Genomic DNA, 25,957 nt, shown 5'->3' on the forward strand with positions numbered 1-25,957 from the left:
TCTCCCCTCCGCCAACCACTTCCCCCAGACAGCCATGACCTTGCCCACGCGACACCTAGGCCCCTTCCCCGTCAGCGCCATCGGCCTGGGCTGCATGAACCTCAATCACGGCTACGCCGCCCCCACCTCGCAGGAGCAGGCCGAGCGCGTGCTGCTGACCGCGCTGGATGAGGGCGTGACCTTCTTCGACACCGCCACGCTCTATGGCTTCGGCGCCAACGAGATCCGCGTGGGCCAGATCCTGGGCAAGCACCGCCAGCGCTTCACGCTGGCCAGCAAGTGCGGCATGCAGGGCGTCGACGTGAACGGCGACGGCAAGCTCGTGCGCGTCATCGATGGCCGCGCCGCCACGCTCAAGGCCACCTGCGAAGACAGCCTGCGCCGCCTGGGCACCGACGTCATCGACCTGTATTACCTGCACCGCTGGGACAAGCAGGTGCCCATCGAGGAAAGCGTCGGCGCCCTGGCCGACCTGGTCCGCGAAGGCAAGATCCGCAGCATCGGCCTGTCGGAAGTGTCGGCCGACACGCTGCGCCGCGCGCATGCCGTGCACCCCATCACCGCCGTGCAGACCGAGTATTCGCTGTGGACGCGCAACCCCGAGATCGCCGTGCTGGACGCCTGCCGCGACCTGGGCGTGACCTTCGTGGCCTTCAGCCCCGTGGGCCGCGGCTTCCTGTGCGGCCCGCTGGACATCGGCAGCTTCGGCCCCACCGACATCCGCGCCACCATGCCGCGCTTCAGCGCCGAGAACTATGCGGCGAACGCCAGGCTGCTGGCGGGCTACACGGCCATCGCCGAGGAAGCCGGCTGCACGCCGGCCCAGTTGGCGCTGGCCTGGCTGCTGCATCGCGGCGAGGACATCATCCCGATCCCCGGCACGACCAGCGTGGAACACCTGCGCGAAGACCTGGCGGCGGCGGACGTCAAGCTGAGCGGCGCCCTCATGGCGAAGCTGGATGCGTTCTTCCACCCCAAGGCGGTCGTGGGCAGCCGGTACAACGCGCAAGGGAATCGGGAGGTGGATACGGAGCAGTGGCCGGGCGAAGCCGCCGCCTGAGCCCGGCCCAAGGGGAGGCCGGCTGCGATGCGCGTCAAACCCTGCCTTTCCAGGGCACCAGCCGCGCCTCCACCCAGCGCATCAACAGATCGAAGGCCCAGGCGAACACACCAATCACCAGGATGCCCATCACGACGAGGTCGGTGCGAAGGAAGTTCGAGGCGTTCAGCACGAGTTGGCCGACCCCCACGGATGCCGCCACCATCTCCGCGGCAACCAGGGTGGTCCAACCGAAGCCGATGGCGATCCGCAACCCCACCAGGATCTCGGGCAGCGCGGCGGGCAGGATCACATGCCGGATCAGTTGCCAACGCGTCGCCCCCATGGACAAGGCGGCGTTGACCTGCTCCAGGCTGGCGCCCCGAACACCCGCCTTGGCCGCCAGCGCAATGGGCGCGAAGCAGGCAAGGTAGATGAGCAGGATCTTGGATGTCTCGTCGATGCCGAACCAGATGACGATCAGTGGCAGGTAAGCCAAGGGCGGCAACGGCCGATAGAACTCGATGGGAGGGTCCAGCAGGCCACGTGCGATACGGCTCACGCCCATCGCGATACCCGCGGGCACGGCCGTCACCACCGCCAGGAAGAAAGCGCCGAACACCCGGATCGCGCTCCACTGGAGATGCACGGGCAGGGCTTCGCCGCCCTGGATGTTTCCGTCCCACGCATTCCGGAAAGCCTCCCACACCGCCGCTGGAGACGGCAGGAAGAGCGGCGGCAGCCACTGGAAGTGCGTGGCCAGCCACCACAGCGCCCCCAGCGCCACGATGCACAGCACGCTGATGCGGCGCGATGACCCGCGTCCCGGCAACCGGAAAGCCTCGACGGCCGGCAGGCCCCCTCGCCGCCCGGCCTTGCAATGCCTCCCCCCGGGAACCGGCGTGCCGGCTGCCTGCGTGGCAGTCTCAGGCATGCGCCTGCTCCGGCTGCTGCGCTGGGGCGATCCAACCCAGCACGCGCTCGCGCCAGGCGATGAAATCCGGGGATGACTTGACCGTCCTGACGTTCTCGCCCGCCACATGGCGCTGGTTGAAGGACAGGGGATGGTCGTGCGCAATGCGGCCCGGACCGGGCGTCATCACCAGCAGCCGAGACGCCAGGAAGAGCGCCTCTTCGACATCGTGCGTGATCAACAGCAAGGTCTTGCCCGTGTCCCGCCACAACCGCAGCAGCAACGCCTGCAAGGATTCGCGGGTGAACGCATCGAGGGCCCCCAAGGGCTCGTCCAGCAGCAGCAGGTCAGGATCGCTGGCCAGGGCGCGACCGATACCCACCCGCTGCTGCATGCCGCCGGACAATTGCCAGACCGGCGCCTGCGCAACATCCCGCAAGCCGACCTGGGCAAGCTTTTCGTCGGCCACCGCGTGGCGGCGGGCGTGGGCCACGCCTTGCAGACGAAGGCCCAGCGCGACGTTGTCGCGCACGTCCAGCCAGGGCATCAACGCGTGCTTCTGGAACACCACCCCGCGTTTGGCGCTGGGCCCGGTCACCGGCACGCCATCGTGGACGATGACGCCGGCCGAGACGGGCGTGAAGCCTGCGATGCAATTGAGCAGCGTCGTCTTGCCGCAACCCGATGCCCCCAACACCACCACGAACTCGCCGGACGCGACCTCGAGGTCGATGTCAGACAGGGCCAGCGTTGCGGCGCTGCTCGCACCGCGGCCGTCCGACACATAGCGGACGGACACATCGCGCAGGCTCAGCAAGGAACGGCCAGCCTGGGCCGCCGCCCCTCGCCCGAGATCACTTGGCACGCGCGACCCAGGTCGGGTTCACGCCCGCCGAGTAATCCGGCAATACGTGCTGGATCGTGCCTTGCGCCTTCAGGAATTCGGCGGTCGCCGCCAGGGACTTCGCCGCCTGAGACGCCTTGCCGCCGCCCAGCCACTTGGCCGAGGCTTGCTCGGCCGGCGGCACGAAGGCATAAAGCGCTAGGCTCCCGGGCACCAGGGCCGCCTCCGCGCCACTCCACTTCGCCACGGCCCTGACCTGCGCCGACTCGGGAGTCCATGCCGCCTTGTCCTGGACATAGGCACGGTCCGCATCGGCCAACACCTGCACGAACTGTGTCAAGAACGCATCGTGTTCCTTGGCGAATGCCCGGGTCACGGCCAGCGCATCGAAGGTCGCCTTACCGGTATGCGCGGCGATCTGGCCCGAGGTGATCAGCACCGTGCCACTTTGCTTCACCTTCGCCAGCACCGGATCCCAGATGAAAGTGGCATCGATGTCGCCGCGCTCCCAGGCAGCCAGGATCTCGGGCGGACGCAAGTTGAGCGTGCGCACGTCCTTGGCCGCCAATCCGGCGCCCTCCAGCGCCACCAAGGTGTGGAAATGCGTGGTCGAGACATACGGCACACCGATCTTCTTGCCTTTCAGGCCAGCGACGGACTCGACGCCCGAGCCCTTGCGCGCGACCAGTGCCTCAGCGTCGTTGATGTTGTCCAGTATCCAGAAGATCTCTACGGGAACGCCTTGCGACAGCGCGGATGCAAATGGCGAGGACCCTGCCTCCCCGATATGGATCGCGCCCGAGGCCAGTGCGCGCGCCACCTCGGCGCCGCTTCCCAGCTTGCGGTACGTGACCTTGTAGCCGGTGCGTTCCTCGACAGCCTTGGTCTCCTGCGCATGGCGCCAGGGCAGCACCATGTCCTGGTAGCCGATAACGACTTCCCTGGACTGAGCCGCCGAAGGCTGCCCCCAGGCGACGGCACTCAGGGCAACAGCCCCCAACAGGATGCGGACGTTGCGGGAGAGGACTGCGGATAGCGCCATGAAGACTCCAGACACGTAAATGACACGCCCTGGCGGACGCGGAAGTGACGAAGTATGGAACGCGGCAAGAGGCAGCCGAACGATGGATTTGATCATTGCTTATGGGATCTTGCGCTCGCAAGCCAACAGCACCGGGCATGACGACATGCCCAATCAATCGTTACCGCCGACGCTCGTCACTGGCTAGGATGCTCGGTTGGGCATCGATGACAAGCCGAAGGACAAGGACATGAGCATCCAACTGCATTGGTACCTTCCCACCAATGGCGATAGCCGCGACATCACGGGGTCGGGTGACGACTCGCATCGCATCAAGGGCGTGGCCGGGGATTTCCGGGCGCCCACGCTCGACTACCTGAAGCTGGTGGCTGGCGCGGCGGAAACACTGGGGTTCAGCTCGGTGCTTACCCCGACGGGCACATGGTGTGAAGACGCCTGGATCACCACCGCCGCGCTCTCCCAGCACACCCGCCGGCTGAAGTTCCTGGTGGCCTTCCGGCCAGGGTTCATCTCTCCCACCCTCGCCGCCCACCAGGCGGCCACCCTCCAGCGCCTGACGGGTGGGCGGCTCAACATCAATATCGTCACCGGCGGCGACCCGGTCGAGCAGAAGCGCTTCGGCGACCATGCCTCGCATGACGAACGCTATGCGCGCACGGGGGAATTCCTGCACATCTTCCGCAGCCTGGGCGCTCAGGCCGTTGCGGGCCCCGCGCTGGATTTCTCTGGCGACCACTATCGCATCGAGGGAGCGCGGCTGTCGGCGTCGCCGCATCCCGCCCCTCCCGTTTTTTTTGGCGGCGCCAGCCCGGCCGCCGAACACGTTGCGGCCCGCCATGCCGACGTCTATCTGGCCTGGGGCGAAACCCCGGCACAGATACGCGAGCGCCAGGCACGCGTGTCCGCGCTGGCACGTGAACACGGACGCTCCCTGGCGTTCGGCATTCGTCTGCACGTGATCAGCCGGGATACCGAAGCAGAGGCTTGGGCGCAAGCCGACCGTCTGCTCGCACGCGTCGACCCCGCGCGCGTCAGCGAGGCGCTCGCGCTATTCAGCCGCACGGAATCGGTGGGACAGCAGCGCATGACCGGATTCGTGAGGGAACACGGCGAGCGCATCGTCCAGGAAGGCTTGTCGGCGAGATCTCTCGAGATCGCGCCGAACCTCTGGGCCGGCTACGGCCTGGTTCGGGGCGGCGCAGGAACCGCGCTGGTTGGCAGCCACACACAGATCGCGGATCGCATCGCCGAATATCATGCCCTGGGCCTCACCCATTTCATCCTGTCGGGACAACCGCACATGGAAGAGGCCTACTGGTTCGCGGAAGGAGCGGGCAGCGTGCTGCGCGAACGCGGGCTGTGGCAGCCGGATTGACTGGCGGTCAGCAGCGGCGGACGGCCCCGGTCGTCAAGCCAGGTTACAGCGCATGCGCGCCATGCAGCTCAGCCAGCGCGCGCTCCTTCAGTTCGCCCAGGACGGCATCCCCCCGCGCGCGCGGGTGCGCCAGCGCCACGTCCAGCCTCGCGCATACGCGCCCTGGACGCGCGCCCAGCACGATGACCTCATCGCCAAGATACAAGGCCTCGTCGATGTCGTGCGTGACCAGCAGAATGGAGATGCCGTAGCGGCCGATCAGGTCCAGCACCAGCTGCTGCAAGGCCATGCGGGTGAAGGCATCCACCGCGCTGAACGGCTCATCCAGCAGCAGCACCTGCGGCCGGGAATACAGGCCCCGCGCAATCGCGGCGCGCTGCGCCATGCCGCCCGACAGCTGCTTGGGCAAGGCCTGCTCGAAACCGGTCAGGCCCACCGCGTCGATCAGGTCCTGCACCCAGGCGCGGTCCGGCTGGCGGCCGCTGTCCAGGAAGCCGATGTTCTCGGCCACCGTCAGCCACGGCATCAGGCGCGGCTCCTGGAAGACATACGAAATGGGCGCCTGCCTGCGCGCATCAATGGCATCGCCCCGGCGCACCTGGCCCCGGAAGTCGTCATCCAGGCCCGCGGCAATGCGCAGCAGCGTACTCTTGCCGCAGCCGCTCGGGCCCAGCAAGGCAAGGACCTGCCTTTCCACCAGGCTGAATTCGACGTCCTCCAGCACCTTGCTGGCGCCGAACCACTTTTCCTCGACCTTCACGTTGAGCAGAATCGACATGGCAGTCTCCGCTCAACCCGGCTTGCCAGCGTAGCTGTCGCGCCACCCCAGGCCCCGGGTCTCCAAGGCCCGTAACACCGAGTCCGTGAGCTTGCCCATCACGGCCAGCAGGATGATGGCCACCAGCACCAGGTCCGGCCGCGAGGTTTCCCGCCCATCCGTGAGCAGGTAGCCGATGCCCTTGGTCGCGGCCAGCAGCTCGGCGGCCACCACGCACAGCCAGGCCATCGACAAGGCCTGGCGCAAGCCCGTGAACAGATAAGGCAGCGCGGCCGGCACGAAGATGTGCCGCACCAGGCGATAGCTGGAGAACTGGTACAGCGCCCCCACTTCCACCAACTTGCGGTCCACGTTGCGGATGCCCGCGACCAGGTTCAGGTACACGGGAAAGAATGCGCCGATGGCGATCAGGGTGATCTTCGAGGCCTCGTCGATGCCCAGCCAGATCAGCAGCAGCGGCACCCAGGCCAATCCCGGCACCGCGCGCAATGCCTGGAAGCTGGGCTCCAGGTACGCTTCGGCGCGACGGCTGAGCCCGACCCAGGTGCCGATGAACAGCGCCAGCGCCGCACCGATGGCGAATCCGCTGAAGACCCGGAACGTGCTGATGCCGATATGCTGCCACAGCGGGCCGTGCGCCAGGTCCAGGATGGTCTCGAAGACCTGGGAGGGAGCCGGCATCAGGTAGTCGGGCATGCGGCCGGATCGAACCAGGCCTTCCAGCGCCGCGAAAACGAGTATCGGAAGCGCCAGGCCACGCAACCATCCGGGCAACCGCCAGGCACCGCCGCCAGGCCGCGCCTGGGAGCTTGAGCGAGCCAGCGGCTCGCTCAGGTAGACACTGCCCTCCGGGCCATGACTCACCTCACTTCTCCTTGGAAACGGCCGTCGCCGGCGCGGCATCGATCAGCGTATCCAGGGCCTGCTGGGCATTCGCGCTCTTGCGCAGGATGCCGCCCTCCTGCAACAGCGGCACCACGGGCTTGATGGCCTCGATCGTGTAGTCGCCCGGCACCCAGCGCGTGAAGTCGATGCGGCCGATCTGCCTGGCCGCCACTTCCTTCGGCAGCTTCGTCTCTTCCGCGACCAGGTCCACGATCTCCCGCGGATGATCGATGATCCACTGGCGGGCACGTTCATAGGTCCGGATCACCGTCTTCACCGCTTCCGGGTGTTCCTTCAGGAACGCCTCGTTGGTGTTCAAGACCGCGCCCAGCGCGAACTTGGGGTTCGCATAGATCGTGCGCGTGCCCGCCTCCTTGGCGGCCGACAGGTGCGGATCGATGCCCACCCACGCGTCGACGCGGCCTTGCTCCAGCGCGGTCTTGCCCTCCGGATGCTGCAGGTGGACGATCTCGACGTCATTGAGCGTCAGGCCGTTCTCGCCCAGTGCCCGCAGCAGGTAGAAGTAGGGATCGGTGCCCTTGGTGACGGCCACCTTCCTGCCCTTCAACTCCGCCACCGACTTGATGGGAGAGCCGGGCAATACCTCGACGCTGCTGGGCTCGGCCCAGGAATAATTGACGATGATCTTCACCGGCTGCCCGTTGGCGCGCGCCACGAAGGACGACACGCTGGAGGTCAGGGCGAAGTTGGAGGCGCCGCTGTTCAGGAACTCCAGCGAGTTGTTGCTGCCTCGCGTGAATACCCACTTCACCTCGGTGCCGCTGGCCTTGAAGGCTTCTTCCAGCCAGCCCTGCTTCTTGATCACCAGGCTGGGCGGCGAGTAATACGCATAGTCCAGCTTGATTTCCTTCAGCGGCGTGGCGCCATGCGCCGGCCCGGAAAGCACCGCGCTGGCGGCAAGAAGAGAAACAGCGACGAATCGGAATGACATGCAGCACCCGCAAGACTGGAAGAAAGGCCGGCGCAGGGCCGGATCGATCGACGCAGTCTAGGGGGCGTGCCTGGCGGGGCTAAATACTATATCGAGGGAAACTTATTTCGGCGGCTGTTGGATCGCAGGCAGTCCCGGTGCAGCGCCCCGGCCGATGCGCCGCCATCCGCTCAGCCCGCCTCGCGATCCGGCAATTGCAGGCGGAATGTCACTGGCGCCGTCCCGCCCGCCTGGACCAGGGCCACGGAGCCGCCCAGGCGCGCCGCGATCTGGCGCACCAGGTACAGGCCCAGCCCGGCGCCAGGTTTCAGCCTGGCGTTCTGGCCGCGGTAATACTTCTGGAACAGGCGATCCTGCTCGTCCTGCGCAATGGCTGGGCCGCTGTTGGAGACGTCGATCGACACCGCATGCCCCACCCGCCTGGCGACGACCCGCACGACATCATCCAGGGGCGCATGACGCTCGGCGTTCGCCAGCAGATTGCGCAAGGCGATGCGCAGCAGGCCTTCATCACTGAGCAGGGAAAGGCCTGCCGGCGCGACGTCGCACAGGATCCTGCCCGGCGCGGCCGCCTGCGCCAGGTCGGCCAGCATCGCGGAGAGGTCGCACGGCGCATCATGCAGCTCCGCGCGCGGCTCCCGGATCCGGTCTTCCGTCAGGTATTCATCCACCAGCGCCAGCAGCCGCTGCGAGGCATCGCGGATATTCACGCAGCGCGCCTGGCTTTTCTCCGCCGGCGCATCCAGGTGCCGCCCCAACTGCTGCGCCGACGTGCCGATGATGGCCAGCGGCGTACGGAATTCGTGCGACACCATCGCCACGAAGTCCCGTTGCTCCGCCAGCACCTTGCGCTCCGTCGCCAAGGCCTGGCGCAGGTCCTCCTCCACCCCTTCGCGCCGCGTGATCTCCCGGGAAAGATCCGCCGTGCGCTGGCCCACTTCCTCTTCCAGCTTCAGGCTGTGCTGGCGTGCCAGGTCGGCCGCGGCATTCGCCTGCTGCCGCTCGCGCTCACGCCGCAGGCGTTCGTGGCTGCCGATGATGATGATGCTGAGCAGCAGCATGTGCACCATGGTGCCCAGCAAGGAGGCATGCTCGGTGAAGGCATAGGTGGGCAACAGGGTCAGGTTGCGCAGGAAGCTGACCAGCACCCCGGCATAGAACACGCCGAACACGGGCAAGAAATAGCGCGCGGGCCGCCAGCCGCGCAACAGCAGATAGCTGGCGAAGCCGATCAGCACGAAGATCATGGCAAGCGCCAGCATCTGCACCGGCTGGATGCCCGCGGCATAGCGTCCCGACAGGATCAGCAGCGCCCCCACGCCCGCCACTGCCCAGCATGCCCGCAGGATCCAGCGAGCCGTCCGGGGAAAGCAGCGGTCCAGGCCCAGCTGGCGCACCGCCATCGTGACGCCGATGGGCAGGCTCAGCGCAATGCCCACGCCCAGCATGCGGTCGCTCCATGCCACGGGCAATCCGCTCAATTGCTGGATCAAGCCCAGCGAGAGCACCTCGTTCAGTACGCAACTGCCGATGTAGGCAAGGAACAATCCGCTCATCGGTGCGCGCGTCCACAGCCAGAACGCGGTGTGCAGGCCGATCAGCAGGAGATAGAAACCGGCATACATGCCGGACAGCAATCCTTCGCGGCGTGACGCATTGTCGAACGCCAGGCGCTCCCACACCGTCAGGCGGGTTGCCAGCGCGTTCTTGCTTTGCACCCGCCACAACAGCTCGTACTGTCCGGGTCCCGGCGGGGAGAACTGGAAAGCCGGACTGCGATAGTCCACCGGCCAGTCGGCCCGCGGCACGTCCTCCCCGCTATGCCCCAGCGGGGTCCAGTCTTGCCCGACCCGCAGGTACACCCTCGCATCATCCAGCAGGGGATTGCCCAGTTTCAGCACCCACCCCTCCGGCGGCGTATTCCCCACCGCCACCGTCAACCTCAGCCAGACCGCCGCCGACGTGAATCCGGCATTCAGGCTGCCCGGCATGCCGGACCAACCTGGCGCGTCGGCGGCCTGGCTCGCGCTCAGGCGCCCCGTGGGATCATCCAGACGCGACACGTAGCCGGCGGTATCATGGACCGCCACGCCATCGAGGCGCAGCACCGCCGCGGCGGCAGGCAGGCTCATGGCGGCAAGCAGCATCCATGCCATCAGCGTCAGGAAGTGTCGAAGGAGATCGGGGTTTTGGGCTTGGCGTTTCATCGTGGATTTCATCTGGCCGCATGGCAACACGCGCACCAGGCATCGCACACACGGCCGGCACAGACATGCTTGACGTGATTGTGCTTGAAGACGAGCCCGTCCTGCGGCAGGAATTGGAAGAGTTCCTGGCCGAGCTCGGCTACGCGCCCCTGTGCGTGTCCACCCTGCAGGCGTTCCACCAGCAGTTCGATCCCGGCCGCCATCGCCTCGCCGTCATCGACCTCGGCCTGCCCGACGGCTCGGGGCTGGACCTGATCCGCCACCTGCGCACCGCCGCCGACCCCGTCGGCATCATCGTCTTCAGCGCCAGGAATACCAGCGCGGACACGATACAGGGCCTGGAGATCGGCGCGGACCACTACCTTGGCAAGGGGGTGGACCTGGACATGCTGGCCGCCACGCTGGGCGCGCTGGCCAGACGCTTGCAACTGGGCACGCAGGCCGCTCCCCCCGATGCGGCGGCCTGGGTCCTGGACCTGGGCCCGCGCGTCCTGCACGCCCCGGGCGCGCCCACCGTGCCCCTGTCCCAGCAGGACGCCGTGGTGCTGGCCTGCCTGATGCGCAAGGACGGCGAGAACATCAGCCGGCGCGAAATCGTCGAAGCCCTGGGCGCGGACTATCTCGCCTATGACCAGCGCCGACTGGACAGCCAGATGCTGCGACTGCGGCGCCGCGTGGCGTCCTTCAGCGGCATTGCCCTGCCGGTGAAAACAGTGCGCAACAGCGGCTATTGCTTTTATGCCGAGGCGCGCGTCCGGGGTTGAGCGCCCAGGCATCTGGAAACAAACGGCAAACCTGGGTGCAGCCGCAGGCCAGCGCGGATACAGTTGCACAGCCCCGCCCGCCTCACAGGATGCACGCCATGACCTGGTCCGCCGCCCAGTACACCCGATTCGAAGCCGAACACAGCCGCCTGTTCCTGGTGGCGGAGAAACCATGATGCGCAAGACCTTCGGCCCGCTGCTTGCCACGTTCATCGGCCTGTTCTGGTGCCTGGCTGCCGCTGCGCAATACACCGTCGACACCCTGCCCAGCCCCAAGGCGCACGGCCAGGATCACTACGTCAGCGATCCTGACGGCAATCTCGGCGCCGGCACCGTCGCCCAGATCGATGCCCTGGGCAAGGCCATCGAAGCCGCCAACGGCAGCGAGTTCGCCGTGGTCGTCGTCAACGACTACGAAGGCGATAGCGACTTTGCCTTCGCCATGGACCTGTTCTCGCACTGGGGCATCGGCAAGCAGGGCGCCGACAATGGCCTGCTGCTGTTCCTGGCGATGGACCGGCGCGAGTACCGCTTCATCACGGGCTATGGCCTGGAGGGCATCCTTCCCGATGCGCTCCTGGGGCGGATCGGCGAGTCCTATCTGGTGCCTTATCTGAAGGACGGCAACACGGACATGGCCGTGCTGTCCGCCGCGAAGGCCGTCGAAAGCGTGTTCCTGTCTCCCGACAACGGCCTGGAGCTGGCCGGCCTGCAGGCCTACCGCCCCACGTTCTGGAACCGGCACGCCGTCCCGCTGCGGCAGACCTGCCTGGTCCTGGGCATCTTCACGCTTGCGGCGGTCTGGATGCGCCTGGCGCGCAAGCGGGTGCTGAAGAAACACGGATTCAATGACAAGCAGTACTCGAACTACACCCTCTGGTTCACCCTCTTCACCTTCCTGTTCGTCATGTTCCTGTCGGGGTTCGTGATCGTCTTCATGGAAAAAGTGGACAGCGTCTACCGCATGAGGAACCTGCCCTGGTTCGCCGGGGTGTTCGGCGTGTTCCTCGTGCTGTACCAGTATTACGGCAGCAGCGGCTTCCTGCGCAAGATCACCAGGGACGAGAAGACCAGCCTGGACATGCGCGTGTCGTTTGCCAGGCTGAGCCTGGTGCCATTGCTGCTGTCGCCGCTCGCCTACCGCGCCTACTTCGAGCTGGCCAGGCACAGCCGGCATGCACGCCAGCGCGACGTGCCGCCCGCCAAGCCGGGCACCTGGACCCGCATACACCGGGACACCCTCAAGCGCGATGGCCAGAAGAAGTATCTGTCCGAGCAGCAGATGAAGGAAGAGAATATCCGCGCCAGGTCCTTCGAGATCTGGCAGGACGAGACCGGCGGCATCGAAGTGATTGCGTTTGCCGGGGACAAGGCATCCTCCTTCGAGGAATGCCCGAAGTGCAAAGGACTCACGCTGGGCAAGCCCGAGATCAAGGTACGGGAAGCGGCAACACGCAGCAAGACCGGCACGGGCGAGAAAATACAGTCGTGCGAGTTCTGCAGCTTCAAGGTGTCGCTGGGCATGGTGGTGCTGGCCAGGCTGAGCGATCCGTCCAGCTCCTCGGGAAGCTCGGGCAGGCGTGGCGGCGGCGGAAGCTCGGGGGGGAGCTTTGGCGGCGGCTCCAGCGGCGGCGGCGGTGCGGGCGGGCGCTGGTAGACAGCGCTGGCAGGAGACGCCCAGTCCGGGCGAAAGATTGGCGCACCGAAGTGCGCCAATCTTCCCTCATCGCTGCGTCGGCAACGCAGCCTGGTTCGACTTAGAACGACCAGCGCACGTTCACCGACGCGGTCTGCGCCGTGAAGCCGCTGCGGCCTTCCAGGTCATAGCGCGCCGTGATCTCGGTGCGATCATTGGCGTGCATGGCCAGGCCCAGTCCCGCACGGCCCAGCCAGCGTCCCGGCGCCATGCCCGGCGTGCGGAATGCCGCGCCGCCGCCCACGTAGCTGGCCGTGATGCCGTTCGATTCGCCCAGCATTTCGTAACCCGCGCCCAGGTTGGCGCTGACGGCCAGGCGATCATTCAGCTGGTGCTGCAGACGGCCTTCCAGCATGGCGAACCATTGCTCGCTGGTCTGCGAGCGCACGCTCAGGTTCAGGCCATCGGCGCCCGACTCCGTGTACGACGCGTTGCGGATGCGAAAGTAGTCGCTGCGGATCGACGGCGTGAAGCGTGTCTTGTCGCTCAGTTGGAAACCACGGCTGATGCCTGCCCCGAAGTGGGCCGTCGTGCTGTCGAAGTCAGCCTTCGCGGTGCGATCCAGGCCGCCGAAGTTGATCACGCGACGTCCGTCGTTCTGGTTGAGGCCGACGTCGGCCTGCCAGTTCACTTCGACGTCGGGCAGCGAAGCGACGCTGTGGCTGCCATAGGCGATCAGCTGGTAGGCATCGATATCGGCGCGGTTGGTGCGCGCGGTCGACTTGCCGTCCACGTTGCTGCGTGCATACGAGAAGGCCAGGCCCAGGCGGCTGGCCTGCCCGACCACGGCGTCGCCGCCGAAGACGAAGCCGTAGGTGTTGGAGCGGTAACCGGCAATGCCGTCACGATCGTCCTGGTCCGCAAACGAGGCCAGCGGCTTGAACCACAGGTGCCTGTCGGCCAGGTAGCCGTCGCCCGAGGACATGCCCGAGAAACCGCCCACGCCATCCAGGCGGCCCTGGATCACGCGGTTCACGCCCTGCATGCCGCCGATCACGACCTGGTTCAGGTTGGCGCTCATCAGCGGCAAGGTTTGCGCCACGGCGCCCGCGACCTCCTCCTGGCTGCCCAGGCGGCCCAGCGCGGTCACGATGTTGGCCACGTCGCCGGTGTTGCCGGTGCCGGACACGAAGCCGTCGAGCACGCCTGCCGCGCCCATGCCCTGGCCGAAACCCTGCGCATTCACGCGCTTGGACACCGCGCCGCCGCTGGCGGCCGGCGGCGTGCCGCCGCCGGTGTCGGTGCCGCCCTGGCCGTCATCCGGGTTGGAGCCGTCGTCCAGCACCGTCAGCAGTTCGATGCTGTTGCCCTTGACCGCTGCCTGGAAGTTGAACAGCTCGCTGTTGTCCTCGACGATGAAGCCTTGGGGCGCCTCCAGGCTGCCCGCCTTGACGACATCGGCCAGCACGTCCTGGTTGGCCAGCGTGGCGCCGTCGCCCACGCTGATCAGCAGTTTCGATTTGGCGTCGAAGACCGCACTGCCGCGGATCTCCACCTTGCCGTAATTCGACGCGCTCATCGCCTCGATGGCCAACTGGCCGGTGCTGGACTGGATGTAGTCGCCGCTGATGTCCGCCACCACGCCGGCGGGCACGGTCACCACGCCGTTGTTCTGGAACACGCCTTCGCGGGTCTTGACGAAATGGTTGCCGCCGAAGCGCAGCTTGCCGCCTTGCGCCACTTCGAAGCGATCGACGGAGAAGTTGTTGTCGGTGGTGAAGCTGCCGTTCACGATCACCGCGCTGCCAGCCTTGCCATTGACCTGGCCGGTCATGCGGGCGCTGTCGCCATCGATGTGCAGGACGGCGCCGTTCAGCCCGACGCCACCCTGGATCAACCCGGCATTGCGGATGGTGTTGATCTGGCCTTCGTTGAAGATCGCATCTTCGCCGTCGGGCGCGATCAGCGAGCCCGTGTTGATGAACTCGTCGATGAATCCGGTGTTATGCAGCGCGGTGCCGCCCGAGATTTCGCCCTTGTTGACGAGTGTCAGAATGGAGCCCGTGTTGTGGATGACAACGCCGGTGCCGTTCTGGGTGATCTTGCCCGACGCCTCGTTGGTCAGTTGCTCCATCGTGCCGGTGTTGTTGATCGTACGGCCGCTACCCGCCGTCACCGAACGCTCGATGGTGCCGCTGTTCACAAGCGTCCTGATCATGCCGCCCATGTTGAACACGGTCGTGCCGTTACCCACGAGCCTGCCCTGGTTCTCGAGCCTGATGATGGTGCTGCTGTTGCTGTTGACGATCGCCGTCCCGCCGTCGATCTGTCCGGTCACGGCGTTCAGCAGCAGGACCGTCGTGCCGCCACTGGCGGCAAGCGCCGACATCATGGAATTGCTGGGGGCAATGCGGCCCTTGTTGACGATCGAATCCGTCCCGTTGGAGATCACCGAGGTATTGCCGTTCGCAATGATCGAACCGCCCTCCTCGACCGTCAACGTCGAGCCGTTGTTGTTCAGGTAGCAGGAGCTCGTGCGCTGGTCCGACACGACCACCGACGGTCCTTCGGTCGTGCACCACTGCTGCGCCATCCCCGGCGCGCCGGACAGCAGGCCCAGCGCGGCCAGCAGGGTACGCGTTAGGGCGACGCCGCGGCGCGAGGCCGGCGTAAGCGTGGGCATGAAGGACTTGGACGCCCGAAGGGCGGTACGACTTGCGGCTGCCATGAACGGCTTCTCCTGCGGAGGGTGTGAGGGAGATGTCATGCCACCCGGCAGGGTGACAATTTGTAATCTTCCGCCGCAGTATGGAGAAGGTTGTCCAGCCGAATCTGAGCAAATCTGAGCGATTGCGAGTAGTGCGGAAAAAGGCCTTTTGTTCTGCGAATTGAGCAGGTGATCTGTGGAAATTCAGGCACACACCCGGGGTGGCGGGCCTTGCGGACCGTGGCGCCGGCGCCGCAAGACGCCGGCATTCCGATGCCTACCAGCGATAGCGCAAGCTGCCCACGATCTGCCGCCCGATGCCCAGGTAGCAATAGCCGCCATTGCATACCGGCACTTCCTTGTCCGCCACGTTCTGCACGTTGAGCGTGGCCAGCCAGCCCTTCAGTGACGGATGGCGTTGGCTCGGGTCATAGCTCAGCGCCAGGTCGAACAAGGTCGACGCGTCGTTGTGCAGGGTGTTCAGCGTATCGCCGTAGCTGCTGCCGACGTAGCGCGCGCCCGCGCCGAAGCCCAGCCCCGCCAGCGGGCCTTGCGGCAGGCGATAGTCCAGCCACGCGCCCGCGGTGTGGCGCGGCAGGCGGCTGGGCGTCTTGCCGATCTCGGCCGGATCATTGCTGTGCGTCACCTGGCTGCGGTTGTAGCTGTAGTAGGCGATCAGGTCCAGGCCGCTATCCAGCGCCGCCAGCATCTCCAGCTCGACGCCCCGTGAGCGCAGCACCCCTGCCAGCTCGGAATACGGCGTGCCCGGGACGGTCCTCACCGCATCCTTCTCCTCGATCTGGTAGACGGCCAGCGTCACCTGGCTGCGCTGTCCCTGCGGCTGGAACTTCACGCCGGCCTCGATCTGCGATCCGCGCGTCGGGTCCAGCGGCTTGCCCGTGGCGTTCAAACTGGTATTGGGCACGAACGAGGTGGCGTAACTCACATAGGGTGCGAAACCGCTGTCGCTCAGGTAAAGCGCGCCTGCCTGCCAGGTGAAGGCCTCGTCCTGCTTGCGCGTGGGCGCGGCGCCGGTCAGGATGTTCTGGTTGCGTTGCCGCGCAATGTCGTAGCGGCCGCCCAGGTTCAGCCGCCACTTGCCCACGCTGGCCTGCTCTGAAAGATAGAAGCCGTATTGCTCGTCGCGCTGCTTGACCGACACCAAGTCATAGGGCGGCGTACCCAAGGACACATTGCCGTATTGCGGCCGATCCAGGTCCAGTGGCGGAACGCCCGTGGCCTGATAACCGATGCGGTTGTTCCAATCCACCCACTGATAGTCGACGCCCGCCAGCACCTTGTGCGCGACATCCCGCGTGTCGAAGCGCAGCAGGGCGTGGTTGTCCACCACCAGGCTCTCCACCTTGCTGCCCACGGACCAGGCGGAGCGGTCCAGCACGCGCGTCCCCGGCCGCAAGCCGGCGTTGTCCAGGTAGCGCACGTCCATGTCCAGGTCGGCGTAGCGCAGGCGTTGGCTGAACGTCAGCGCCTCGTTGTAGCGGTGGGTCAGTTCATAGCCCAGCTGGTATTCCTCCTGCCGCTGGCGGTCGTAATCCGGATCGCTGATGCGCAGGCTGGTGGGCCTGCCGTTGTCGACATAGGTGCCCACGCCGGCATCGGTTTCATCCTTGATGTATTGGCCGCGCAGGGTCAGCGTCGTCTTCTCGCCCAGCCGGAAGTCGAACACCGGCGCCAGCACGTCGCGGTCGTCCGCGATCATCCGGTCGTGCTCGCCGCGGCGGGTCAAGCCGGTCAGCCTGAACCGCGCCGTGCCGGCCTCGTTCAATTGATCGGCCACGTCGAAGGCCAATTGCTTGCGGTCATGGGTCGCGCCCGTCACCATCACTTCACGCAGCGGCGCATCCAGCGCCTGCTTGGACACGCGGTTCACGAGCCCGCCGGGCGTGCCCTGGCCATAGAGCACCGACATCGGCCCCTTCACGATGTCCACCCGTTCGAGCAGGTAGGGCTCGGTGCGCGGCGTGGCATAGATGCCCGGCGTCTGCCGCAGGCCGTCCAGGTAATCCCCTTTGGTATTGACCGAAAAGCCCCGTATGGAGATCTGGTCGAAGCGCGGATCGAAGCCGGCGCCGCCCGTGGTCACGCCCGCGGTGTACTGCACCGCTTCGGGCATGCTGAGCGCGCCACGCGCATCGAGTTGCGCGCGCGTCACCACGGAAATCGAACGCGGCGTCTCGTGCAGCGCCGTGTCGGTCTTGCTCGCGCTGGCGCTCATGTCGACGATGAAGGCATCCGTCGCCGCGGCGGCAGCCAGCCCGCCCGTCACGGTAACGGGCGCCAGCGTCTCGGCACCCAGCGCCTGCCGCAATGCATAACGGTCAGGACCGGTGCGCTGGGCCTCCAGGCCGGTGCCCGCCAGCAGGATTGCCAGCCCCTGTTCCACCGGATAGCGGCCGCGCAGGCCGGCGGTCTGCTTGGCCTCGGTCAGGCTGCCCGAGCCGCCCAGGAATATCCCGGCGTCCTGGGCGAACTGGTTCAGCGCCGCGCCCAGGGGGCCGGCGCCGATATTGAACTGTACGAGCTGTTGCTGGACGTCGGCGTGCTGCGCCAGCACGGGCTGCGAACCCACGGCGGCGGCGGCGATGCTGGCGGCAAGCAGGCGGAGGGAGAATCTCACGGCAAGGGGGGCCGGGGTGTGCATGAAGAAGGATCAAGGTGCGTGGCCACGACGTTGCGCCGTGCCTTCCCCATACAGATCGGACGAGAAAGGAAAAAGGGAACCGCCCTTCAGCGCGGCTCCACCGTGACCCACCACGGCACGCTGCGATGGACCCGCACTGGCAACACCTCCGACAACAGCGTCAGCGCCGCATCGGTATCCGGTACCGGATAGCTTCCCATCACGCGCAGCCCCGCCACGTCGGGATGCGCGGCCAGATGGCCGTGCCGGTAGCGCGAAAGTTGCGCCAGGAAATCGGCCAGGGGCATGTCGTCGACGGTCAGCCTGCCCGTGCGCCACGCGGCCTGCGCGGCATCCAGCGCCGCGACGTCTTCGTAATGCTCGCGCGAGAAATCCACCTGCTCGCCATGCGCGACGACCCGGCGGTCGCCCGTGCCCGCCAGCCGGACTTCGACAGCGCCTTCCAGCACGGCCAGATGCACGGACGCGGGCTGCCTGCGCACCAGGAACAGGGTGCCCAGGGCCCGCAAGCTGCCGTGCCGGGTATCGACCACGAATGGCCGCTCGGCGTCCTGGGCCGTCTGCACCATGATTTCCCCCTGGTGCAAGGTCAATCGCCGCCACGCCGCGTCGACGGCAAAGTCCGCGGCGCTCGCGGTATTCATCCACAGCCGGCTGCCATCGGACAAGCGCGTATCCCGGATTTCCCCGACGCCCGTGCGAAGCTCGGCCTGCCAGGCGAACAACTGATCCTGCACGGCAGGCTGGCGCCACCCCATCCACCCCGCCGCGCCCGCGGCGAGCAGCCCGGCCAGCGTGCGCAGGCTGCGCCGGCGGCCCGGGCGTGCGGCTTGGCGCAAGCCGGCCGCCACGGCCAAAGGCTCATCCTGCTCGCGCAGCCCCGCGAAGCGCCGCCCCACGGCGTCCACCTTGTCCCAGGCGGCGGCATGCAAGGGCCCGCTGCGCAGCCACTGGGACCACGCGTCACGCTCGGGCCCGTTGGCCGGCGCCTCATTCAGGCAGACGTACCAATCGGCCGCCTCGCGCAATGCACGATGCCACTCCGCAGGACCCGCGTTCATTCGGCGCTCAGCATCGGTGTGGGAGCCCACGCCGGCACGGCCGACTGGAAGTCGGCCTCCAGCAACGCGCAATGCACCAGCGCCTGCGCCATGTATTTCTTCACCATCCGTTCCGACACCCCCAGCCTGACGGCGATGTCGCGGTACTTCAAGCCCTCCACCTGCGCCATCACGAAGGCGTCCGCCACCTTGGCCGGCAGCCGCCGCAGCATCGCGCCCACTTCCAGCAATGTTTCGATCACGATGGCCTGATGTTCCGGCGACGGCGACACCGCCTGCGCGCTCAGCGTATCGCGCCAGGCCCGCTCCACTTCCCGCCGGCGCCACAGATCGATGCACAGGCCATTGCCCATGGTGCGCAGGTACGCACGCGCGCCTTGGGGGGAATCGAAACCGCGCGGCGCGACCAACAGCCGCACGAAGGCGTCCTGCGCCAGATCGGCGGCGTCGCTGGCGCTGCCCAGCCGCCGCATCAGCCAGGTACGCAGCCAGCCGTAGTGGGCTTGGTAGAGTTCTTCGATCTTGGGGTGGGACATGCTCGCGCCAGACGGACGGGAAGACGAGGTGAAATTATAAGATCAGTTCTCATTTGCAATTCTATTGCGACATCTAGCGGGGGGACCTGACCCCGCGCCCGCAGGCGTCGGCCTGGGCGGACTCGTCCTTCACGGGTACGCTGGCGGGTCTGTCGGCGGGCGTGGGGGCCCGGCGCTAGGCAAGCGCGGCCTTGCTGGCGGGTGGGTCGGTCGGGCCGCGGCGGCGCAACGTGACCACCTGCTGCGCAACGACGGCACGGGCGCGCAACTGCCCACAGCCGCCGTCCACGTCCTGCCCGGCACTGTTCCTCACCTTGGTCAGCACGCCACGGCCGTGCAGGGACTGGACGATCTCCCGGATGCGATCGGGCTCGGGACGCTGGTAATCGTCGCCTTCCAGGCTGTTGAAGGGAATGACATTGAGCACGCCGAACCTGCCCTTGAGCAGGCGCACGATGGCATCGAGCTCGTCATCGCCATCGTTGACGCCCTTCAACAGCGTCCACTGGTACTGGATGGGATAGCCACTGTCCCGGGCATACCGCTCACCGAGCTCGACCAGTTCTTCCGGCGTGATCCTTGCCGCGCGCGGCAGCAGGTGCTCCCGCAGCCCGGCCTTGGCCGTGTGCAGCGACAGCGCCAAGGCAGGTTTGACGCGCTGCCGCGGCAGGGCCTCGAACACGCGCCGGTCGCCCACCGTGGAGAACACCAGGTTCTTGTGCCCGATATTGCCTTCGGTGCCCAGCAGGTCGATGGCCTCGAGCACGTTGTCGAGGTTGTGCGCCGGCTCGCCCATGCCCATGAAGACCACTTTCTTCACCGGGCGCTGGCGCCGCGCCAGCACCACCTGGGCCAGGATCTCCATGCTGCTCACCTGGCGGATCAGGCCGCTCTTGCCGGTCATGCAGAAGCGGCAGCCCACCGCACAGCCGACCTGGGTAGAGACGCAAAGCCCGTCACGCGGCAGCAGCACGCTTTCCACCATCTGGCCATCGGCGAGTTCGACGAGCAGGCGCGCGCCATCGCTGCCGGCGTGTTCCGAGCGGATACAGGCCAGGCCATCCAGCGCCGCGGTGACGGCGGGCAGGGCCTCACGCACTGACAGCGGCAGGAAGTCCTTGGCCTGCCGCCGCCGCGTGCCCGTGTCGAGCGGCTGCCCGCTCAGCCAGACGCGCGCGATCCGGCCGCGATGGACAGGCAGGGCGCCGAGTGCGGCGAGGCGATGGTCGAGGTCGGAGAAGCGCATGGCGAGCGGATTTTACCCAGCGCGCGGCTGACTCCGCGCTCGACAGCTTCAGGCTACAGTGCTCGCCGGTATGGATCGAGGAGAGATCGGGTATGCCCGAGGAAAGCCCGCTGCTGCATGACGACGCCGTCTACAGGACCCTGCTGGAATCGACCAAGGCGATTCCCTGGAAGATCGATTGGGCCACGATGAAATTCGCCTATATCGGCCCGCAGATCGAGCCCTTGCTCGGTTGGCGTGCCGACAGCTGGGTGAGCGTGGAAGACTGGGCCATGCGCATGCACCCCGAGGACCGCGAATATGTGGTGAATTTCTGCGTCAGCCAATCCCAGGCCGGCGTGGACCACGAAGCGGACTACCGGGCGCTGACCAAGGACAACGGCTATGTCTGGATACGCGACGTCGTGCATGTCGTGCGCAAGGAAAACGGCGAGGTCGACGCGCTGATCGGCTTCATGTTCGACATCACCGAACGCAAGAAGACCGAGGAACAACTGCTGAGCCTGCAGAAAGAGCTGGAAGTGCTCTCTTTCAAGGATGGCCTGACCCACATTGCCAACCGGCGCCGCTTCGACACCAATGTCGAGCTGGAATGGCAGCGCGCGTGCGACGAGGGTCAGCCTCTGTCCCTGCTGTTGCTCGACGTCGATTTCTTCAAGCAATACAACGACCTGTATGGCCACACCCAGGGCGACAAATGCCTGGTGGAGATTGCCCAGACGCTGAGCCTGGCGCTGGACGGCCCGCGTGACCTGGTGGCACGCTATGGCGGCGAAGAGTTTGTCGTGTTGCTGCCGGATGCCGATGCCGGGACGGCCCGGAAAGTCGCGGAACGCTGCCAGCGGCTGATCCAGAACAAGGCCATCGTGCATGCGCTGTCGCCGCATGATCGGCGCGTCACCGCCAGCATCGGCGCGGGCACGGTGGTGCCGAACGATCGACTGACGCTTGGCGGGTTCATCACCGCCGTCGATGAGCAGTTATATCTGGCCAAGAACCATGGCAGGAACCGCATCGAGCATGTTTCCAGCTAATGCCTTTGCAGCAGCACCAGCAACTCCGGATGCCGGGCGGCCATGAAAAGGCGGATTGCCTCTGCGGCACGCTCGATGGGAAATCCCGTGGCCGTCATGGACGCAATGACCAACATCGGGGAAACCAGCCCGAAAAGGCGTTTTCGCTGTTCCGGGAACTGGTAGTCGACGTCGGCCTTGTCCCAACTGACAGGCTTGATGTGCAGCAACAGGTCGCTGCCCTCTTCGACCGGATGGAATCCGATGCCTGGCGGGCACACTTCCCCCGAGCCGGCCGCATGCAAACCCTTTGCGGTGGAAAGTTCAAGCGCCCAGTCGTGGCTGGAAAACGCCTGAATGGCTGCTTCGACGGTGACAGGCTGGCCATCGGTCGTCGTGAAATCGGCGTGCTGGATCCAGTAAGTGAAGGCTTGCACGTATCACCTCTCCCGCCTGGGTTCGACATACCGGATTATGTATCGTTTCGAGCTATGCCCCAATGGCCTGGGCCAGCCTCTGGATGGACAGCGGCGCGCAGCCCTCGGCATCGTTGCTGATCGTCACGTAGGCGGGCTGGCCCGCGCCCGTGATCCCGCGGATCGTGCGCGCCAGCACCGTGCGCGTCGGAATATCCTCGCTCAGGATGGCATTGAACGGATCGTGCTTCTTCTGCGCGTCGGCATAGCCGTAAGCGCCGAACACGCGATTCAGGTTCCAGCGGCAGACCAGCGGCCCCGGCCACAGCGCGCGCAGCATCGGCAGTTGCGCGTCGATTGGCGGCATCTTGCCGTGCAAGCCCAGGCAGAAGGTTGCGCCATGCGCCTTGAGGGTGTCCACCAGCGCCTGGCCCAGCAGTTCAGGGTCCCGCACTTCCACCGCGACAATCACGGCGTCATGCGCGGACAAGGCCTCGCGGACAGCCGCCAGCATCAGGCCCAACTTCTCGAACAGCGTGGGGAGGCGATTCAACCATCCCCAAGGCAGGGGACTCAGCTGGAATACCAGGACGCCAAGCCTGGGGCCCAGGCCTTCAAGCGCGGGCCGCACGAACTCCTGGAGGGCCAGCGCGGGATCGAGAAAAGCCGGATTCAGCTCGCGTGTCCTGCCTTCTTCGCCATGCAGCTGGGCGTCGGTGACAAGGGCGGGGCATTTGACGACGAAACGGAAGTCGTCATCGACCTGCTTCGCATAGGCCGCATACTGGCTTGCCGTCAACGGGCGCCAGAACGTGCGGTCCACACACACCGTGCGCAGAAGCGGATGCTGATGGTAGGCCTCGAGGCCATGTTTCGACAGCGTGCTCGACTCGTATTCGCCATCCCAGACCAGTCCTTCCCAGCCCGGGTACGACCACGTGGAGACGCCGAAGCGCAGTTGCGGCGCAAGCTGCTGCGCAAGTGCGCGCCACTCCTGGGCCGCAGGCGCGGGCAGCACCTTGGCCAGGCGCCGGCGCGCCGGCGCTTTCGGCTTTGCCCGAGAGGCGGTGTCGGTAGCAGGGTTGGCCGGAGGCGGGGGAAGCGCGTCTCCGAAGAGGTCGTCTTGCATGCTTGATTGGCGCGGGTGAAGGGAACGACATCGAGCACCCAACCCATTGATTGATCAAGGGCCATTTCTGTTCAGGGAACAGGAATGTACCGGATTATGTACCTGTTTCAAGGGGCATTGGAAAATGCAGGCCCTAGGCAAATGCTGGCTCAAAATCCACGAGATCAGTCCCCCTCATGCCCAATCCCTTGGCCACAACGCGCCAGCTCGCCATGGCCTGAGCCACCTCCGTCCAGATGGAGGCCGCTTGCCTTGCATCCAATCTGAAGTAAGGCGCCCCGTCCATCAGCACCTCCCGACTATCAATCGGCCCGGAATCCTCGGTCAACCATGTCTTGCTCTCGCGACGATCGCCAGGCATCGGATTGAGGTCGAACGCTGGCGACAGACGCCATCCATGGTTGCGCGCGTCATAAAGAAACCCGGTATTACGTAAGTGATCGTCGGTATTGCAGATCAAAAAGTTGAAGACCAGACGGCGCCACAATTGATGGATGTCGGCAATCGGGTTGGCGCCTTCCTGCAGCAGGACGTCCACCAATTCCGTATAGGCATGCGTCGTGTCGCGGCCATCGGACTGCAGCATCGTCGCGGCCGACACGTAGGGAATGCGGCCTCCATCATCGCTGCGGTCGAACCGCCTGATGACAGCCACCGCCGTCTCATTGATGATCTCCACACGCGCCGCAGCCACATTGATGCCTGCCTTCGCGGCAAGATGCATGGCCAGGACTTCGCCTCTAATCACGTCGCGCTTGTCCGCCTGGCTGGGAAACTTGCCCAAGGCCAAGCGACCGTCTGTATCTCTAACGGTTGACTTCGGCCGAGCCCCGCCCAGCGAGGTGCCTTGGCCAAGCAGATAGTGCAGATCCTGCGCGCTCTCCGTGCCGGCCTCCAACGCGCGGGCCGCTTGCACGACTTTGTCCAACTCCACCAAGGGCGGCACATGCCAATGCCGTCCGCCAGCGCGCAAATAGATGTTGGCTTGAGGGTCAAAAAGACGCAGCGCGCCGACCCGTGCCTCATCATCCACCCACATCAAGAAGTCCACAGGCTCCAGCGCAGGCGTCTCGCGGTCTTGCTGCCGCAACCTCGCATGCGCCCGCCGAATCACGCGTTCGCCCCATGAATCTGGCGCAGTGTCCTCCAGCGCGCAAAAAAAAACCTGCTGAGGATGTTGGACACCCAAGACCGGCAGCAAGTCGGGCGATAGCGTGAAAAACCTCGAATCTCGCAACCACCGCTCTTCGTAGCTGAACGCGCTGCGCTTGCCGCTGCCCAGATACAGCCGCCCCACGACTTGACCGCTGGAACCCAGATGCACTTCCAGATCCTGACGCTTGAATGACTGGGTAGCCATCAAAAGCCCTCCAACCCATCGGTGTCATCGGCGGCGCCTTCTTTGGCAGCTGCGGGACGACCAACCCGTGCTTTGCCGCCACGAGAAGTCCGCACCCGCTGCGGCAGCTGCTCCCGCACCAGCTCCATCCCCAGCACATCATTCTCCGTGGCCATCACCTTTACCATGTCCTCAAGGCGGCCAAGCACGTGCAGGGCACGCAGGAAGGTGTGCAAGGCAGTGCCGGGATAGCCGTCTTCCATGCGCCTGACTGTACTCAGCGACGTGCCGACACGTTGGGCCAGGTCTTCCTGGCTCAAGCGGCGCACACGGCGTGCGGTGGAGATGTCCCGGCCAAGGCGTTGCAACGCGTGCTCCACAGGTCGCGGCATGGCAACCCGTAGGCTGGTTTTTTTTTGCTCGGAAGTTGGCATGTTCGCATGCGCTCAGATAGGGTGAGGAATCGCCGTTAGACGCTCATATTTGAACGCATAAAGACGACGCGATCAACCAGTCATTTTTCGGGCGTCCATGGTTGCGGAGCGTCCGAGAGGAACACGCTCTGTTCGTGGATGTCGGGGCTGATAGGTGCCAGTGGACTGGTGCTTGATGCGCAAGCAGGCACAGGGCGGGGCAAATTCGTGTGAGGGGAAAGCCGGGCCGCTGTCCGTCACGCGGTGCGCCGGATATCGCATCGTTGGCCCGAAGTGCGATTCTCAAAATGAGCGGGTGAAGGGAATCGAACCCTCGTATGCAGCTTGGGAAGCTGCCGTTCTACCATTGAACTACACCCGCGCTGAGGGCCTGGCAAGACCTGCCTGGCTCGGCTGGGGTATGATTATAGCCACGACTTCCGCGAGACAGGCAGCAGATGCTGCGCTTTAGCCAGCCATCTCGCACCCAGGCGATCACCGCCTCAACCCGCCGGACCTTGCCGTCCGCCGACCCGACCGACAGTCCCTGCGCCCCCGCGCCCCGACCGTCGCTTCCCGAAACCCTGCCCTGGCAGGGTGGGCGTGAAAAGTCTTTTCCTCGCACGACACAGGCATGGCCACATGCCTGACCGCTGCATTGCCGCTTCCCCGCCGACCGCGCGCAATGCATCCATCCGGGAGCCGCAAGCTCGCTCCCCGCACACAAGGAGATAATTTGGCTAAGGAAGAACTGATCGAAATGCGTGGCATCGTTGACGAAGCCCTCCCCGACTCCCGTTTTCGCGTCACGCTGCAGAACGGCCACAAACTCACCGCCTACACCGGCGGCAAGATGCGCAAGCATCACATCCGCATCCTGGCAGGCGACGACGTGTCGCTCGAGATGTCGCCCTACGACCTGACCAAGGGCCGCATCACGTTCCGCCATCTCAAGGAACGCGCGCCGGGCCGCCCCGCCACGCCGCCCCGCCGCCGTTGA

General features: G+C 66.1%; 22 protein-coding genes and 1 tRNA gene. 6 read left to right on the forward strand and 17 right to left on the reverse strand.

What is annotated here, in order from left to right:
• Nucleotides 1-40 precede the first annotated feature (40 nt).
• A complete protein-coding gene (locus tag ODI_RS19410) occupies nt 41-1,060 on the forward strand; it encodes an aldo/keto reductase (RefSeq protein ID WP_098021040.1) in 1,020 nt (339 codons plus the stop codon).
• Nucleotides 1,061-1,094: 34 nt separating this feature from the next.
• Here the strand turns inward: ODI_RS19410 and ODI_RS19415 are convergent, their stop codons facing one another.
• From ODI_RS19415 to tauA, 3 genes are read right to left on the reverse strand one after another with little or no spacing between them, the layout of a single operon-like run.
• Complete coding sequence (locus tag ODI_RS19415) at nt 1,095-1,973, reverse strand: ABC transporter permease subunit (RefSeq protein ID WP_067754322.1); 879 nt, start codon at nt 1,971-1,973, stop codon at nt 1,095-1,097.
• Nucleotides 1,966-2,766: a taurine ABC transporter ATP-binding protein gene (locus ODI_RS19420; protein WP_082985340.1), complete on the reverse strand. Its 801-nt coding sequence runs from the start codon at nt 2,764-2,766 to the stop codon at nt 1,966-1,968. Before ODI_RS19420 ends, ODI_RS19415 begins: the two co-directional genes overlap by 8 nt.
• A 40-nt stretch (nt 2,767-2,806) precedes the next feature.
• Nucleotides 2,807-3,838, reverse strand: a complete 1,032-nt coding sequence (gene tauA / locus ODI_RS19425) for a taurine ABC transporter substrate-binding protein (protein ID WP_067754311.1) — start codon at nt 3,836-3,838, stop codon at nt 2,807-2,809.
• Nucleotides 3,839-4,034: 196 nt separating this feature from the next.
• Here tauA and ODI_RS19430 point away from each other — a divergent pair, with 196 nt between their 5' ends.
• A complete protein-coding gene (locus ODI_RS19430; protein ID WP_197707114.1) occupies nt 4,035-5,213 on the forward strand; it encodes an LLM class flavin-dependent oxidoreductase in 1,179 nt (392 codons plus the stop codon).
• 43 nt (nt 5,214-5,256) lie between these two features.
• Here ODI_RS19430 and ODI_RS19435 read toward each other — a convergent pair whose 3' ends face one another.
• The 4 genes from ODI_RS19435 to ODI_RS19450 all read right to left on the reverse strand — a co-directional run bounded on the left by ODI_RS19435 (nt 5,257) and on the right by ODI_RS19450 (nt 10,035).
• Nucleotides 5,257-5,991 carry an ABC transporter ATP-binding protein gene (locus ODI_RS19435; protein WP_067754308.1) on the reverse strand — a complete coding sequence of 245 codons (735 nt, stop codon included), beginning with the start codon at nt 5,989-5,991 and terminating at the stop codon, nt 5,257-5,259.
• 12 nt (nt 5,992-6,003) lie between these two features.
• Entirely contained in the window at nt 6,004-6,855 is an 852-nt protein-coding gene (locus tag ODI_RS19440; RefSeq protein ID WP_408635857.1) for an ABC transporter permease, read from the reverse strand.
• 1 nt (nt 6,856) lies between these two features.
• Complete coding sequence (locus ODI_RS19445) at nt 6,857-7,828, reverse strand: aliphatic sulfonate ABC transporter substrate-binding protein (protein WP_067754305.1); 972 nt, start codon at nt 7,826-7,828, stop codon at nt 6,857-6,859.
• Nucleotides 7,829-7,998: 170 nt separating this feature from the next.
• Nucleotides 7,999-10,035: a sensor histidine kinase gene (locus ODI_RS19450; protein WP_067754302.1), complete on the reverse strand. Its 2,037-nt coding sequence runs from the start codon at nt 10,033-10,035 to the stop codon at nt 7,999-8,001.
• 65 nt (nt 10,036-10,100) lie between these two features.
• On the opposite strand from ODI_RS19450, the gene ODI_RS19455 reads away from it, so the two are divergent.
• Nucleotides 10,101-10,799 carry a response regulator transcription factor gene (locus ODI_RS19455; RefSeq protein ID WP_067754299.1) on the forward strand — a complete coding sequence of 233 codons (699 nt, stop codon included), beginning with the start codon at nt 10,101-10,103 and terminating at the stop codon, nt 10,797-10,799.
• Between the two features lie 172 nt (nt 10,800-10,971).
• Nucleotides 10,972-12,456 (forward strand): TPM domain-containing protein, encoded by a 1,485-nt coding sequence (locus tag ODI_RS19460; protein WP_067754297.1) that lies wholly within the window; start codon nt 10,972-10,974, stop codon nt 12,454-12,456.
• A gap of 100 nt (nt 12,457-12,556) precedes the next feature.
• Here ODI_RS19460 and ODI_RS19465 read toward each other — a convergent pair whose 3' ends face one another.
• From ODI_RS19465 to ODI_RS19485, 5 genes are all read right to left on the reverse strand, one after another.
• Nucleotides 12,557-15,163 (reverse strand): autotransporter family protein, encoded by a 2,607-nt coding sequence (locus ODI_RS19465; RefSeq protein WP_067754294.1) that lies wholly within the window; start codon nt 15,161-15,163, stop codon nt 12,557-12,559.
• A gap of 256 nt (nt 15,164-15,419) precedes the next feature.
• The gene (locus tag ODI_RS19470; protein WP_162292305.1) at nt 15,420-17,780 is read right to left on the reverse strand and encodes a TonB-dependent siderophore receptor; all 2,361 of its coding nucleotides are present in this window, start codon (nt 17,778-17,780) and stop codon (nt 15,420-15,422) included.
• A 110-nt stretch (nt 17,781-17,890) separates the two neighbouring features.
• Nucleotides 17,891-18,865, reverse strand: coding sequence for a FecR domain-containing protein (locus ODI_RS19475; protein WP_082985325.1), 975 nt, complete (start codon nt 18,863-18,865; stop codon nt 17,891-17,893).
• Nucleotides 18,862-19,401, reverse strand: coding sequence for a sigma-70 family RNA polymerase sigma factor (locus tag ODI_RS19480; protein ID WP_067754285.1), 540 nt, complete (start codon nt 19,399-19,401; stop codon nt 18,862-18,864). The genes ODI_RS19475 and ODI_RS19480 overlap by 4 nt, the downstream gene beginning before the upstream one ends.
• A 175-nt stretch (nt 19,402-19,576) precedes the next feature.
• Entirely contained in the window at nt 19,577-20,647 is a 1,071-nt protein-coding gene (locus ODI_RS19485; protein ID WP_067754283.1) for an RNA methyltransferase, read from the reverse strand.
• A gap of 92 nt (nt 20,648-20,739) precedes the next feature.
• Between ODI_RS19485 and ODI_RS19490 the strand changes: the two genes are divergently transcribed.
• Nucleotides 20,740-21,681, forward strand: coding sequence for a sensor domain-containing diguanylate cyclase (locus ODI_RS19490; RefSeq protein ID WP_067754280.1), 942 nt, complete (start codon nt 20,740-20,742; stop codon nt 21,679-21,681).
• On the opposite strand, the gene ODI_RS19495 is transcribed toward ODI_RS19490, so the two are convergent.
• The 5 genes from ODI_RS19495 to ODI_RS19515 form a co-directional block, all read right to left on the reverse strand.
• Entirely contained in the window at nt 21,678-22,097 is a 420-nt protein-coding gene (locus ODI_RS19495) for a hypothetical protein (RefSeq protein ID WP_067754277.1), read from the reverse strand. The genes ODI_RS19490 and ODI_RS19495 overlap by 4 nt on opposite strands.
• A gap of 52 nt (nt 22,098-22,149) precedes the next feature.
• Nucleotides 22,150-23,205: a DUF72 domain-containing protein gene (locus tag ODI_RS19500; protein WP_067754275.1), complete on the reverse strand. Its 1,056-nt coding sequence runs from the start codon at nt 23,203-23,205 to the stop codon at nt 22,150-22,152.
• A gap of 133 nt (nt 23,206-23,338) precedes the next feature.
• Nucleotides 23,339-24,565 carry a type II toxin-antitoxin system HipA family toxin gene (locus ODI_RS19505; protein WP_067754274.1) on the reverse strand — a complete coding sequence of 409 codons (1,227 nt, stop codon included), beginning with the start codon at nt 24,563-24,565 and terminating at the stop codon, nt 23,339-23,341.
• Nucleotides 24,565-24,978 carry a helix-turn-helix domain-containing protein gene (locus ODI_RS19510; RefSeq protein ID WP_067754273.1) on the reverse strand — a complete coding sequence of 138 codons (414 nt, stop codon included), beginning with the start codon at nt 24,976-24,978 and terminating at the stop codon, nt 24,565-24,567. The genes ODI_RS19505 and ODI_RS19510 overlap by 1 nt, the downstream gene beginning before the upstream one ends.
• A gap of 290 nt (nt 24,979-25,268) precedes the next feature.
• Nucleotides 25,269-25,339 (reverse strand) — tRNA-Gly (locus tag ODI_RS19515).
• Nucleotides 25,340-25,693: 354 nt separating this feature from the next.
• Between ODI_RS19515 and infA the strand changes: the two genes are divergently transcribed.
• On the forward strand, nt 25,694-25,957 hold the full coding sequence (gene infA / locus ODI_RS19520) for a translation initiation factor IF-1 (protein ID WP_067754271.1): 264 nt from the start codon (nt 25,694-25,696) through the stop codon (nt 25,955-25,957).

Origin of the sequence: Orrella dioscoreae (assembly GCF_900089455.2) — a bacterium.
Lineage (GTDB): Bacteria > Pseudomonadota > Gammaproteobacteria > Burkholderiales > Burkholderiaceae_B > Orrella > Orrella dioscoreae.

Excerpts from the sequence above, each read along its gene's own strand:
- ODI_RS19415 (WP_067754322.1), bottom strand. The coding sequence starts at position 1,973 with ATGCCTGAGACTGCCACGCAGGCAGCCGGCACGCCGGTTCCCGGGGGG.
- tauA (WP_067754311.1), bottom strand. The coding sequence starts at position 3,838 with ATGGCGCTATCCGCAGTCCTCTCCCGCAACGTCCGCATCCTGTTGGGG.
- ODI_RS19435 (WP_067754308.1), bottom strand. The coding sequence starts at position 5,991 with ATGTCGATTCTGCTCAACGTGAAGGTCGAGGAAAAGTGGTTCGGCGCC.
- ODI_RS19445 (WP_067754305.1), bottom strand. The coding sequence starts at position 7,828 with ATGTCATTCCGATTCGTCGCTGTTTCTCTTCTTGCCGCCAGCGCGGTG.
- ODI_RS19450 (WP_067754302.1), bottom strand. The coding sequence starts at position 10,035 with ATGAAACGCCAAGCCCAAAACCCCGATCTCCTTCGACACTTCCTGACG.
- ODI_RS19455 (WP_067754299.1), top strand. The coding sequence starts at position 10,101 with ATGCTTGACGTGATTGTGCTTGAAGACGAGCCCGTCCTGCGGCAGGAA.
- ODI_RS19460 (WP_067754297.1), top strand. The coding sequence starts at position 10,972 with ATGATGCGCAAGACCTTCGGCCCGCTGCTTGCCACGTTCATCGGCCTG.
- ODI_RS19465 (WP_067754294.1), bottom strand. The coding sequence starts at position 15,163 with ATGGCAGCCGCAAGTCGTACCGCCCTTCGGGCGTCCAAGTCCTTCATG.
- ODI_RS19475 (WP_082985325.1), bottom strand. The coding sequence starts at position 18,865 with ATGAACGCGGGTCCTGCGGAGTGGCATCGTGCATTGCGCGAGGCGGCC.
- ODI_RS19480 (WP_067754285.1), bottom strand. The coding sequence starts at position 19,401 with ATGTCCCACCCCAAGATCGAAGAACTCTACCAAGCCCACTACGGCTGG.
- ODI_RS19485 (WP_067754283.1), bottom strand. The coding sequence starts at position 20,647 with ATGCGCTTCTCCGACCTCGACCATCGCCTCGCCGCACTCGGCGCCCTG.
- ODI_RS19490 (WP_067754280.1), top strand. The coding sequence starts at position 20,740 with ATGCCCGAGGAAAGCCCGCTGCTGCATGACGACGCCGTCTACAGGACC.
- ODI_RS19500 (WP_067754275.1), bottom strand. The coding sequence starts at position 23,205 with ATGCAAGACGACCTCTTCGGAGACGCGCTTCCCCCGCCTCCGGCCAAC.
- ODI_RS19505 (WP_067754274.1), bottom strand. The coding sequence starts at position 24,565 with ATGGCTACCCAGTCATTCAAGCGTCAGGATCTGGAAGTGCATCTGGGT.
- ODI_RS19510 (WP_067754273.1), bottom strand. The coding sequence starts at position 24,978 with ATGCCAACTTCCGAGCAAAAAAAAACCAGCCTACGGGTTGCCATGCCG.